Below are 13,967 nucleotides of genomic sequence, written 5' to 3'. Positions count from 1 at the left end.
ATTAGGAGTTGATAATATGGCAGCATCAATTAAGGACGTGGCAAAAGAGGCAGGAGTATCAATTGCAACGGTATCGAGGGTTCTAAATGATATAGATGTAGTAAACGAAGAAACTAAGGAAAAAGTTTTAGTTGCAATTAAAAAATTAGGATATAGACCTAATATTGTTGCTAGAAGTCTTAAAACACAAAAGACTAGCACTATAGGAATTATAATACCAGATATATCCAGTCAGTTTTATCCAGAGATAGTTAGAGGTGCTGAAGATGTAGCTAATATATACGACTACAATATAATTCTTTGCAATACAGATTTAGATATTGAAAAAGAAATGGAATATTTAAAGGTTCTCAAAGAAAAAATGGTAGATGGTGTTTTATACATGAGTAATTCTCTTCAAAAGGATATTATTGACTTGATAAGAGAGTTAGAGATACCAACAGTACTTACAGAAACCATAGATGAAGAAAAGAGTTTTCCAAGTGTTACCGTAGATAATTTAAAAGCAGCCTATGAGGCTACAAAATATTTAATAGAAAAGGGAAATAAAAAAATTGCTTATGTAGGACCAAATGATAACAATGTAAATGCTACTTCCCTAAGATATAAGGGATATAAAAAAGCGTTGCTAGAAATGAATTTAGAAGTTGATCAATCTTTAATTTCCTTTTCTGGAATTAAAGCTAAGGACGGATATGCTGCTATGGAAAAAGTTATAGATAATTCATCTATAGATGGGATTTTCTGTGCTAGTGACGAAATAGCTATGGGAGTAATCAATTTATTAAGAGATAAAGGAATAAGAGTGCCTGAAGATATAGATGTTATTGGCTTTGACAATATATATTCATCATCAATATTCTATCCTAAGCTTACAACCATATCTCAACCTATGTATGATATGGGATCAGTAGGTATGAGAATGCTAATAAAAATAATTAACAAGCAACCCTTAGGTAAAGAACATTATGTATTAAATCATAAGTTGATTGAAAGAGATTCATGTAAAAAATAGTAAATAAAAAGCTTATAAATAAAAAAACACAGATTATATCTGTGTTTTTTTATTTAGGTATGTTATATTATGTCATTTCAAAAACTTTATTGTACAATAAAGTTTTTGAAATGACATAAGTGTAATGGTATAATTTAACATAAAAGTAATATACATATATGTTGTTACCATTGGGGGGATGAATTATGGAAACTCGAAATAAAGTTAAAAGTATATTTAATTATCTTTTAACTTTAAAAGGAATAAATGAAAAAATAATAAAAAATATTAAAGAATACCACCAGGTAGTTTGGATAAATGATGTAGCAGATAATAATACAGATGAATGTATAACAATAAGTAAAAAATCTAAAAAGACGTACGACTATTTATTTAATCTTTATGAAGATATGCAAAAAAATAATGAATCCTATGAAATTGTTTATGGAAGTGAGTTGTTCACATGGATGGTGGATGGGGAAAAAATTATACACCCCATTTTTACCAAATCAGTAGAATTGGACTTTAATCCTTTGGAGGATAAATTTTACCTAAAGACTTATTCTAATAATTTAGAAATTCAATTTTTACAGGGATTAGATTTAGATTTGAAAAATATAGCAAGTTCAAAAAAGGATTATTACAATTTAATATTAAATTATATAAATGAGAGGAAAATTAATAAGAATGAAGAGAGCAATTATATTTGCGGAAGTAAAGAGTACAAAATAGGAAGTAATCCTTCTATAATACAAGAGCCAGTTATTATAGTAAGAAAGGAGAATATGAATTTATGGAAAGAGGATATTAAAAATATAATAAAAGGAATAGATAGGGGTATGGATATTCCAAAGCCTTTAAGAGCTTTAGTGGAAGAAAACCTGGAGGAAAATGAAGACTGGATGGAAGAGGAAAAGGATATATTATTTCCATTACTTGCTAATGAAGAGCAAAGAGAAGTGGTTAGACTACTTAGTAAAAACTTTGGAGTAGTTGTTCAAGGTCCCCCAGGAACGGGAAAGAGCCACACTATTGCAAACCTAATATGCCACTTTTTAGCTCGAGGAAAGAGAGTGTTAATTACTAGCGAAAGAGGAGGGGCGTTAAAGGTTTTAAAGGATAAAATACCAGAGGAAATAAGACCTTTATGCATAAGTTTATTAGGAAATGATTCGAAGGAAATGCAAAAATTAGAGGAGTCTGTAAGATTTATAACAGAAAATTTATCCACAAATCCCAGAGTTTTGTATGAAGATATATTCATATTAGAAAAAGATCTAAGTAATTGTAGAACGAAGATGGATAATCTATTTAATGAATTAAAAAAATTAGAAGAAAGAGAAAAAGAAATTATAAATTATCACGGACAGGAATACACTTTAGTTACTATTGCTAAATGGGTGAAGGAGAATGAAAAGGAATACTCATGGATTGAAGATTCCATAAGAATAGACAGTAGATCTCCTATTTCTAGTGATGAATTTGAAAAAATAAAAGAATGCATGAAAAAAATAGAAGGAGGAAACTTAAAGGAGTTAAATAATGTTATAAACTTAATAGATGAAATACCAGAATATGATGAATTGTATGGCTTAATAATACGGTATAAAGGGTTAAAAGATGTATATGAAAAAAATATAAACAAACTAAAAAACTATAATATATATTTTGATAAAGGATTTAATTATAACAAGGCAATAGAGTGTTTAAATAATAGTTTGAATGAATTTCAAAAAATAAATAATGTGGGATTAGGAGATATACTAGAAACTTACCATAGCAGTTATTATATGAAAGATTCCATATTAAATTTATCTCTTAAATGGAAAGGTTATATAAAAAGATTAAACTCAATTAGAAAGGGATTAAATAATTATAGTATTTCCCTTCCAAAGGATGTGAGCCTTCATAATCTTAAGGCTTGCCACGGGAAAATATATAATGAATTAAGTAAGAGAGGGAAAATATCAAAATTATTTAGTATGATTCATAAGGATTGTAAATATTTTTTAGAAAACTGCTTTATAGATGGCAATCCTTTAGAAAATTTAGAACAGTCCATGTTAATTAATTTATACATAGAAGAAAAAACCATAGAAAATACTATGAGAAGCCTTTGGAATAATACCTTTAAGAATTATAATCACCTTCAAATAGGTGAAGAGCTGCACAATGCTTTAATTGAATTAGAACAATATATGGAGTGTGTAAACATTATTATCAATTGGAATGAAAATATAAGGCTAGAAGTAAGCAATTCATTAGATAATATAAAATATCCCTACAATTTAAATTGGTATAGAGAGGATACTTTTACTCATTTAAAAGATTGTCTGAATTACATAAAAGAAATATATGATTTAAGGGAGTTAACCGTTAGATTAAATCTAATAAAAACTATGATTAGCAATCATAAAGAATTTAGTAGTTTATTATATGCATTAGAGGAGCTTGACATAAACAAGTTAAGAAAAGCGTACATTCAAATAGAAAAATTAAAAGGTGTTAAAGCCACTCTAGAAGATGTGGATTCTATTTTATACAGTCTAAGAGAAGTTTTACCCAAATTATATAGTAAAATGATTAATGGAAATATGGAAAACTTAAATAATTGGAACAGGGCTTGGAGATGGAAAAAATGGAGTACCATGTTAGAGCATTTGGAAGAACCTAATAGAGATGATCTAGAGAACCATTTAGAAAATGAAAAATCTAAAGAAAGAGAGATAATAAGAGAAATTATATGTAAGAGAGCTTGGTATAATCAAATATCTAAAATATCAGAAAGAGAGAAGAGGAGCTTATTTTCTTGGTTGCAAGCGGTCAAGAGAATAGGGAAAGGAAAGGGAAAATATGTAGGTGATTATATAAGACTTGCTCAAGAGGAAATAGAAAACTGTAAGGATGTAGTGCCTGTATGGATTATGCCATTAAACAAAGTCATTGAAAATATAGATGTAACAGGAAAGCAATTTGATGTAGTTATTGTGGATGAAAGTAGTCAAAGTAATATATTTGCACTCTCTGCTCTCATGAGAGGAAAGAGAGCTATTGTAGTAGGCGATGATAAGCAAATAAGCCCAGAAGGAGTTGGAGTAGATCAAGAAAATGTTAACAGATTAATAAATCTATATTTAAAAGATGTACCAAATAAAGAATGGTATGATTTACAAACAAGTCTCTACGATACTGCGTTAAGAGTATTTCCTAGTAGAATATTACTTAAGGAACATTTTAGGTGTGTGCCTGAAATAATAGAATTTAGTAATAAATTATGTTATTCAGGTCAAATAATCCCATTAAGATATGCTCACAAACAGGGGAGGTTATATCCTGCCATTAATCCAATTAAAATAGAGAATGGAGAAAGAGATGATAAGAAAGGTATAAATGTAGGAGAAGCAGAGGCTATAGTAGAGAAGATATATAATCTTTGTAAGGATAAAGCTTATAGAGGTATGACTATGGGAGTTATTTCTCTTCTAGGAGAAAACCAGGCTCAGTATATCCAAGAAAGATTGAGGATCAAGGTTGGAGAAGAAGAAATAATTAAAAGAAGAATAATATGTGGAGATGCTTATTCATTTCAAGGAGACGAGAGAGATGTAATATTTTTATCTATGGTAGTGGCTGGCAATATGAAATTCGCCTCCTTAACAAAGGAATCGGATGTACGAAGATTTAATGTAGCAGCCACAAGGGCTAAAAATCAATTATGGGTATATCATTCCGTAGAGCCTGAAACTTTAAATATGGACTGTGTAAGATTCTCATTGTTAAACTATTGCTATAACTATAGCAAAGCTCAAATGAGGAAGAATAATTTGCAATATGTATTCTATTCAGACCTTCAAAGGGATGTGCATAAAATATTAGAAGATAAAGGACTTGAGCCTTTAGCCAATGTCAATATAGGAGAATTTAAAATTGATTTTGTTCTAGAAAGTAATCAAAGTAAGATAGCAATAATATGCATTGACGATTTGGATGAAGCCTACGAAGCTAAGAGTAAATTAAAAACTTTAGGATGGAAAGTGCTTCAAGTAAGAGATGTGAGTTTTTATAGAAGGCCAGAGGAATTTGGTAAGAAAGTATTTTCTTTATTAAACCCTGTGGCATTAATTTGTGAACAAGACCCCAAAGAACTAAAAGTTGTTTAAATAAGCATAATTTTTGCAAAATTACTTTTCAAAAGATGAAATAATAGCTATATAAAACTGTGGTAAGATATAGGTGTATATTAAAGGAGGGGTCAAAATGTTTAATATTAAAAAGTTATTAGGAATAGCATTAGCTTCAACAATATCATTAACTATGCTTGCAGGTTGTGGCGCTAAGACAGAACCTAAAGAAGCAGCTAAAAAACCTGAAAAACTTACAATATATTCTGGATTAATGGAAGACCATATGGTGGCTGCGGTTAATCAATTCCAAAAAGAAACAGGAATAAAGGTTGATGCAGTTAGAATGAGTTCAGGGGAAATAATGGGTAGAATAAAAGCTGAAAAAGAAAAGCCAATTGCTTCTATTTGGTTTGGAGGTCCAGCGGATGGATTTATTCAAGCTTCAAAGGAAGGCTTACTTGAACAGTATGTTTCACCAAATGCTAAAGATATTCCAGAGCAATTTAAAGATAAAGAAGGATATTGGACAGGCATTTATAAAGGATATTTAGGAATTGTTGCAAATAAGAAATTATTACAAGAAAAAGGGATAGAAACACCTCAAAGTTATGAAGATTTATTAAAACCAGAGCTTAAGGGACAAATAGTTACAGCAAATCCAGGTTCATCAGGAACAGCTTACACTTTCTTAGCTACAGTTGTTCAAGTAATGGGAGAAGAAAAAGGCCTAGATTATATGAAAAAATTACATGGTCAAATAAAGTCTTATCAGAAGTCAGGAACAGCACCAGGAAGAATGGTAGGTCAAGGTGAAGCTACAGTGGGAATAACTTTCTTACATGATGCTATAAAATATAGAGAAGAAGGAATGAAGGATATAGTTATTTCTGCTCCAAAAGAAGGTACAGGCTATGAAATAGGAGCAGTAGGTATAGTAAAGGGTGGACCAGATCAAGAAGCAGCTAAGATGTTTGTTGATTGGTGTTTAACAAAGGAAGCTCAGGAGTTAGGACAAACAGTTGGTTCATATCAATACTTAACTAATCCAAATGCTAAACCACCACAACAGGCTCAAGAATTAAATGATACTAAATTAATAAATTATGATCTTGATTGGGCAGGAAGCCACAAAAATGAATTAATTGAAAAATGGAATAACGCAATAAAGTAATAGTTAAAAAAGCCCATCTTATAAAGATGGGCTTTTAATAAAAAATTTAGAGGTGATTACGTGAAAGGTAGATTTAAAACTGAAATAGACGATGCAAAAAAGATTTTTAGAGATCCTATATTATTAACTACTATTATATTCGTTATGATATCCCTAGCGGTTTTTATAGTATTGCCTTTATATGAAGTTTTAAAAGAAAGCTTTGTAAATAATGATGGAGCTTTTACTTTACAATATTATACACAGGTTCTCAAACAACCAGACACTAAAGAGGTATTAGGAAATACTTTGATTTTAGGTGGCTTTGTAGGAATTATATGTACTATTATTGGATTTTTATTTGCATATGCAGATGCTTACATCAACTTAAAACTTAGAAAAGTCTTTGGATTATTAGCCATACTTCCAATAGTATCTCCTCCCTTTGCGCTAGCTATGTCCTTTATAATGCTTTTTGGACAAAGAGGTTTTGTAACTCACACTCTATTAGGTATTAAGGAGGCTAATGTTTATGGATTCTGGGGACTGGCAGTAGTTCAAATATTAACCTTTTTCCCCGTAGCTTACCTAACTTTAGCAGGATTATTAAAGCAAATAGATCCATCCTATGAGGAAGCAGCAAGAAATATGGGAGCATCAAGGTCTCACATATTTAAAACTATAATACTACCTCTATTAAAACCAGGAATAGCAAATGCATTTTTATTGGTATTTATTCAAAGCGTTGCTGACTTTGGAAATGCTATGGTAATAGGGGGTAATTTTAATACATTAGCAGCTCAAACCTATATGCAAGCTATGGGTAATTATGACCTTAAAGGCGGTACTGCGTTGGCTACGGTATTATTAAGTATTTCTATCTTTATGTTTGTACTTCAAAAATACTGGGTTGGAAATAAATCTTATGTAACCGTTACTGGAAAACCATCAAGACAAAGGGATTATATAACTGAAAAGAGCATAGTAGTTCCAGTGGAAACTATTTGCTATCTTCTTTGTGCATTTATACTGGTTCTATATATATTAATACCATTTGGTTCTTTTGTTAAGTTATGGGGAATAGATTATACACCAACCTTAAAGCACTATGAATACATTAAAAACTTAGGCATAAAACCTATATTAGATACCACAATTCTTTCTTTAATATCTATGCCTATTACAGGAATTTTAGGAATGATAGTTGCCTTCTTGGTAGTAAGAAGAAAATTTTTTGGAAGAGGTGCCGTGGAGTTTACTTCCATGCTATCCATGGCAGTTCCTGGTACGGTTATTGGTATGGGATATATTTTAGCCTATAATAAGCAGCCTATAATTTTAACTGGAACCTCAATTATAATCATTATAGCATTTGTATTTAGAAGCATGCCTGTTGGGATAAGATCCGGTGTAGCTTCACTTCAACAAATTGACCCAGGAATAGAAGAAGCGGCTCAAGATTTAGGTGCAAATTCTATGAAGGTATTTACATCTGTTACTATTCCTCTTATAAAAGATGCTTTCTTTAGCGGACTTGTTTATAGCTTTGTAAGAAGTATGACTGCTGTAAGTGCTGTAATATTCTTAGTGTCAGCGAAATACAATTTACTCACCGTTGCAATTATGTCTCAGGTGGATGTTGGAAGAATAGGTGTTGCCACAGCTTATTCTACTTTATTGATAATTATAGTTATGATAGTAGTAGGGGTTATGAACTTCTTATTAAGCAAAATAGGAATAAGAACTTCAACTAGAGATGTTTAGGAGGTAGTTATAATGAAATCAAAATTTGTTAAATTAAAAGATATAACTAAGATTTATAAAACACCAGGAGGAAAAACTTTTACAGCTGTAGATAATATCTCTATAGATATAAATCCAGGAGAATTTGTAACGTTACTAGGACCTTCAGGATGTGGCAAAACAACAACTTTAAGGATGATAGCAGGCTTTGAAGTTCCATCAGAAGGGGACATATATATTGGAGAAGAGATGGTTAATAGTTTAACTCCAGACAAAAGAGATACAGCTATGGTATTTCAAAGCTATGCTTTATTTCCTCATTTAAATATATTTGAAAACGTAGCTTACGGATTAAAAATAAAAAAATTGCCCCCAAAGGCAATAGAAGAAAAAGTAAAGAATATTTTAGCATTAGTTAATTTAGAGGGTCTAGAAAATAGGGCTCCAAATCAATTATCAGGGGGACAGCAGCAAAGGGTAGCTCTTGCGAGAGCTTTGGTTATGGAACCTTCTGTGTTGTTATTTGATGAACCATTATCCAATCTAGATGCTAAACTTAGAGTTTATATGAGGACTGAAATTAGAAGAATACAAAAGCAAATTGGTATAACAAGTGTATATGTTACGCATGACCAAGCAGAAGCCATGAGTATGTCTGACAGAGTAATAATTATGAACAAGGGAATAATTGAACAAGTAGGTAGTCCACAGGAAATATATAATAAGCCAGCTACAGAATTTGTTGCTGATTTTATTGGTGTGGCTAATATGTTTACCTCTGTAGTTAAAGAAGTTGGTGATAGATATGTGGCTATAGAATTATTTGATCAAATTTTTAAAGCTAAGAAGAGAAAAGATTTTAATGTAAATGACAAGGTAAAGGTAGTTATAAGGCCAGAAGCATTATCTTTAAGAGAAGATGAAGGTATTAAGGTTAAAGTTAAGACTTCCGTATTTATGGGAGCATATCAAGATTATGTACTAAAATATGGTGAAGAAGAGATTAAACTAACAGATTATAACCCAACCAACAAGAAGGTATACAGTGAAGGAGAAGATGTATTCCTTTATATAAATGAAAATAGTTTACACTTAATATAAAATAGAGGATGGTATTGCCATCCTCTATTTTATATAATGTTTATAGTAGGTGATTAATATGATTAAAGATATAGAATATAAAATATTGCAAAGTCTGGTAGAGGCAGAAAAATTCATATCTATAAAAGAAATTTCAGAAATGATAAATATAAGTGAAAGAACTATAAGATATGCTATAGATAATATTGATTATATTTTAAAAAGAAACAATATGCCTATAATAGAAAGAAAGTATGGCTTAGGTATAAAGGTATCTTTAACGAAAAGTCAAATAGACCTTTTAGCTAATAAGGAATCCATATATAAAAACTACCTAGGCTTTAGCAATAAGAATAGGCTCATATTGTATCTTTTAAAAAGTCATTATTCAAGAACTCTTCAAGAAATTGCAAATTTTATAGGCGTAAGCAGAATAACTGTTTCAAAATACTTAGATGAGGCTGAGTCGTATCTTAGGGATAGAAATATTGAGTTAATAAGAAAAAGAAATAAAGGAATATATATAGTAGGGAAAGAACTAGAGAAAAGAAGAACTATATATGACATTATATATGAGAGCTATGACTATTCAAAAATTCAAGGATTACTTCATCCTGAAAGTATTTATGACTTAATGATATGGAATTATTTTTATGGCATAGATATAAAGCAGATTTGGGAACTGCTTATGGAATTTATGGAGGATAGAAACATAGAAGTATCAGATATTTCTTTCTATAACATTATAATGAATACCTGTATAATGATTAAAAGAATACAGCAAGACTTTATTGTTGATATTGAATATGAGAAGATGGATTATATTTCTGAAACCTTTGAATATGATGAGGGAAAGAAGTATTGTGATGAAATGTCTAAAAGATACAATATAACCATTCCTAAAACAGAAGTAATTTGGATTACAATGCATTTTTTAGGGGCCAATCCTGCTAAATTTTTAGAAGATGACATATTTTCCAACTTAATGGAAAGGGATAGACTTATACATTGTATAGATAATATGTTAGACTTATTCCAGAAAGAAGGAAGAGTAAACTTAAATAATAAAGAAGAAATAACAAATGGACTTTTTGTTCATCTTATGCCTGCCATAAACAGAGCAAAATATAATATAGAGATAAAAAACTGCTTTAGAGATGATATAAAAAATTCTTACCCAAGGTTTTATAACATTACATCTAAAGCTAGCGAAATAATAAATAAGGAATTCAATGTGGTTTTAAGTAGTGATGAAATATCTTATATATGTCTTCATTTTGTAGCAGCTATTGAAAAAATGAATAAGGGATATGCTTCTAAAAAAAGAGTTATTGTAGTTTGTTCCACAGGAGTTGGGACTTCAAAGCTTTTAGCAAGTAGGTTGAAGAATTATTATGAAGATATAGAAATTGTAGATATAATTTCATATAATCAATTTATTTCGAGAAATATTTTTGATATCGATTACGTAATTAGTACGGTTGCTGTAAAGGAATCTACTTCACCAGTTATAGTGGTTAATCCTCTTATCAATAAAGAAGATAGAGAACAATTATCTAAAATTTTTACTCCTAAGGTAAGGGGGGAAAAAGTAAACATTCATGACATTGTGAAAATAATAGAGAGCTATTGTACTATAAACAATAAAGAAGAATTAGAAAAGGATTTAGAAAAGTATATTCAAGGAGAATATGAAGAGGAAGACTTACATCTGTGGGACTTTTTAAGCAAAGATTTAGTAAAGGCTAATGTAAGTGTTGAAACGCCAGAGGAAGGTATAAGATTTGCAGGAGAGCTTCTTCAAAATGCAGGATATATAAGCGGTAATTACCTAAATAGCTTAATAAATTGTCATGAGAGGAAAGGGAAAAATGGGCCATATATTGTTATTTCTCAAGGAATAGCCTTACCTCATGCTAAGTCAGAAGAGGGCGTATATAAAACGGGATTTTCTATAGTAACTCTTAAGAATCCAATAAAGTTTGGCCATAAAAAACATGACCCTGTAAGCTTATTAATATGTTTTGCCACAAGAAACAATAAAGAACATCTTAAAGCATTAGAAGAAATAACGGGATTTGTAACTAATAGAAGCAATTTTAAAAGGTTACTCCAATGTAAAAGTAGTGAAGAATTAATTTCACTTCTACTGGAATATAAGGAGGGAATAGAATGCTTAACATAGTGGTTCTGTGTAGTTTAGGATTAGGAAGTAGTTTTATAATTGAGTCTAACGTTAGAAAGTACTTTAAGAACAAGGATGTCAAATATAATGTTATTAGATCTGATATAACCACAGCAGAATTTTATGAGCCTGATTTATATATATGCTCTGAAGATATAAATTTTAATGTTAATAGGAAAAGCATAGAGAAAATAGAGTTAGAAGACTTATTAGATGAAGAAGAGCTTAATAGCAAGTTAACTAATTATATTAAAAGTAAAGGATTTTAGCTATGGAAAAGTTAGATATACTGATGAAAACGGATGTAGTTTTAGTATTTGTAATTACCATAGGCATCTTAATGCAGAAAAAAGAAATAAACAATCTGCTAGTGTCTATTGTTAAGGCGATTATGGGGTATAACATAATAGTTTTTGGTTCTAATTTAGCTATTAGCACTTTAGGAGTACTGAGCTTAACAATTAGGAGATCCCTTCATGTATTTGATATAATTCCTAGCAATGAGACTATGATTAGTATTGTTGGATATAGCTATGGTAAAAATGCATTATTTATAATGATAATTGCTATGGTAATAAATATTATAATAGCTAAACTTACGCCTTTAAAGTACATTTTTATTAATGGATATTATATTTTATATATGTCTGGTATGTTGGCATTACTTATAAATGATAAACCAACTTATTCACTAATAATATTATCAGGAATTTATCTAGGTTTTTTTATGAGTTTTCTTCCCTTTATAACCGCACCTTTTATAAAGAAAATAACGGGTAGAGAGGATATTGGACTAGCTCATTTTGGAAGCGTTGCTTGCTTAATAGGAGGAATGACCTCCTTAATATTTAAAAATTCTAAGGAAGAGAAGAAAGAGAAGAAAAAATCTTCTTTTATGAGAGATAGTAGTGTTTTAATGGCAATAAGTATGTTCTTTATATATCTGTTAGCCATTATAAATATAGAAAATGGTTTTTTATATGATTTTACTGGGGAAACCAATAAGTTATATATAGCCTTTAAGTATAGCATTAACTTTACCGTAGCTTTTTATTTAATCATATTAGGTGTAAGAATGATGACAGACGAGATATTATTTGCATTTAAAGGTATAGGAGAGAAAATAATTAAGGACGCAAAACCAGCCATGGATAGTGCAGTATTTTTTACCTATAATCCAGAAATCGTTATGCTAGGGTTTGTTACTAGCTTAGTTGGAGGAATAGTTACACTAATGGTTCAGATAAAAATCAAAAGTCCCGTAGTTGTGCCACCTGTAACGACTCATTTATTTTCGGGAGGATTAGCAGGTATTTTCGGGTATGTAGTTGGAAAAAGAAAAGGGGCGCTTTTATCTGCCTTTGTGCATGGAATAATTATAACCGTTATTCCTATATTCTTGCTACCTCTATTAAGGCCTCACATTGGATTAATGAGAACTTGTTACGCAGATTCGGATTTTGGAATTTTAGCAATTATATTCACTTTTTTGAGAAAATTGTTGTTTTGATTCACCACTTCCTTTTATTGTTCATAATATATATTTATGAACAATAAAACGGAGTGGTGTTTTTGTTATATGCGTTGATACTTGCAGGCGGTAAGGGTACAAGATTATATCCGTTATCAAGGGACAAGAATCCTAAACAATTCCTTAAAATAATTAATAATAAGAGTTTTTTAAGAAATACTGTTGATAGAATAAAGCCTTTAGTCAGCAAGGAAAACATTTTTGTTGTTACTAACGAGAAGTATTTAGATAAGATATCAGAGGAACTTCCAGAAATTAATAAGGACAATATTTTTGTTGAACCTTCAAATAAAGAAACTGCAACCTGTATAGGGCTATCAGCTATTAAGCTATTAAAGAAAGATAAGGATGCCGTGATGGTAGTACTTCCGTCCGATCACTATATAGAAGGTGAAAAGGCATTTTTAGATACAATTACTCAAGCTGTTGAAACGGTAGAAAGAAGAAGAGGGCTTATTACCATAGGGGTTCCTCCTTCAAGACCAGAGACAGGATATGGATATATACAAACTGGAGAGAGAATTACGGGAGAAATTGCAGCCTATAGAGTTGAAAGATTTGTAGAAAAGCCTAATTTAGAAGTGGCTAAGGATCTAATAGCGAAAGGAACCTATCTTTGGAACAGTGGGATGTTTGTATGGAGAGCAGATGTATATTTAAGAGAAATGGAAAAGTATTTACCTAAAATGTATAGAAGTATGATGAATATATATGCTAACTTAGGAACTGAGAAAGAAGATGACACAACGAGGGAAGAGTATAATCTAATAGAAGGTATTTCCGTAGACTTTGGAATAATGCAAAAGACAAGAAAGGCATATGTGATAAAATGTGAGTTTGCTTGGGATGATATTGGAAACTTTATGTCGTTATCTAGGTTTTTAAAAAATTTCCGAGGAAATAATGTAACAGGAAATGCTTTTATGGAGGAATGTGACAATTGCATTGTGTTTGGTGGAGAAAAATTAGTAATTGGTTTTGGGGTGAAAGATTTAATCATAGTAGATGCTGGAGATGTATTGCTTGTTATGGACAAAAATAAGGATCAGGAAATTAAGCATTTAGTAGCAGAGTTAAAAGATGATGGTGAATTAGATAAATATATATAAAAATATTAAAAGGTATGTGAATATATTCATATACCTTTTAATATTTTGTAT

At 30.4% G+C, this 13,967-nt stretch carries 9 protein-coding genes; all 9 read left to right on the top strand.

Features of this window, described 5'->3' with window-relative positions:
* Positions 1-16: 16 nt before the first annotated feature.
* The 9 genes from ABDZ69_RS13905 to ABDZ69_RS13865 all read left to right on the top strand — a co-directional run bounded on the left by ABDZ69_RS13905 (position 17) and on the right by ABDZ69_RS13865 (position 13,916).
* Complete coding sequence (locus ABDZ69_RS13905; protein ID WP_343770537.1) at positions 17-1,015, top strand: LacI family DNA-binding transcriptional regulator; 999 nt, start codon at positions 17-19, stop codon at positions 1,013-1,015.
* Between the two features lie 185 nt (positions 1,016-1,200).
* On the top strand, positions 1,201-5,154 hold the full coding sequence (locus ABDZ69_RS13900; protein ID WP_343770535.1) for an AAA domain-containing protein: 3,954 nt from the start codon (positions 1,201-1,203) through the stop codon (positions 5,152-5,154).
* Positions 5,155-5,251: 97 nt separating this feature from the next.
* Positions 5,252-6,289 carry an ABC transporter substrate-binding protein gene (locus tag ABDZ69_RS13895; RefSeq protein ID WP_343770533.1) on the top strand — a complete coding sequence of 346 codons (1,038 nt, stop codon included), beginning with the start codon at positions 5,252-5,254 and terminating at the stop codon, positions 6,287-6,289.
* A gap of 60 nt (positions 6,290-6,349) precedes the next feature.
* The gene (locus ABDZ69_RS13890) at positions 6,350-8,032 is read left to right on the top strand and encodes an ABC transporter permease (protein WP_343770530.1); all 1,683 of its coding nucleotides are present in this window, start codon (positions 6,350-6,352) and stop codon (positions 8,030-8,032) included.
* 12 nt (positions 8,033-8,044) lie between these two features.
* A complete protein-coding gene (locus tag ABDZ69_RS13885; protein WP_343770528.1) occupies positions 8,045-9,112 on the top strand; it encodes an ABC transporter ATP-binding protein in 1,068 nt (355 codons plus the stop codon).
* A gap of 58 nt (positions 9,113-9,170) precedes the next feature.
* Positions 9,171-11,276, top strand: coding sequence for a BglG family transcription antiterminator (locus ABDZ69_RS13880; protein WP_343770526.1), 2,106 nt, complete (start codon positions 9,171-9,173; stop codon positions 11,274-11,276).
* On the top strand, positions 11,264-11,545 hold the full coding sequence (locus tag ABDZ69_RS13875; RefSeq protein WP_343770524.1) for an MtlR transcriptional regulator: 282 nt from the start codon (positions 11,264-11,266) through the stop codon (positions 11,543-11,545). The genes ABDZ69_RS13880 and ABDZ69_RS13875 overlap by 13 nt, the downstream gene beginning before the upstream one ends.
* 2 nt (positions 11,546-11,547) lie before the next feature.
* Positions 11,548-12,786, top strand: coding sequence for a PTS transporter subunit IIC (locus tag ABDZ69_RS13870; protein WP_343770522.1), 1,239 nt, complete (start codon positions 11,548-11,550; stop codon positions 12,784-12,786).
* Between the two features lie 62 nt (positions 12,787-12,848).
* Entirely contained in the window at positions 12,849-13,916 is a 1,068-nt protein-coding gene (locus ABDZ69_RS13865; protein ID WP_343770520.1) for a mannose-1-phosphate guanylyltransferase, read from the top strand.
* Positions 13,917-13,967 lie beyond the last annotated feature (51 nt).

This window comes from Clostridium malenominatum (assembly GCF_039521365.1).
In the GTDB taxonomy this organism is placed as follows: domain Bacteria; phylum Bacillota; class Clostridia; order Clostridiales; family Clostridiaceae; genus Clostridium_AW; species Clostridium_AW malenominatum.
The sequence above is the reverse complement of the archived record's forward strand: the minus strand, read 5'-3'. Positions and strand labels throughout refer to the sequence as shown.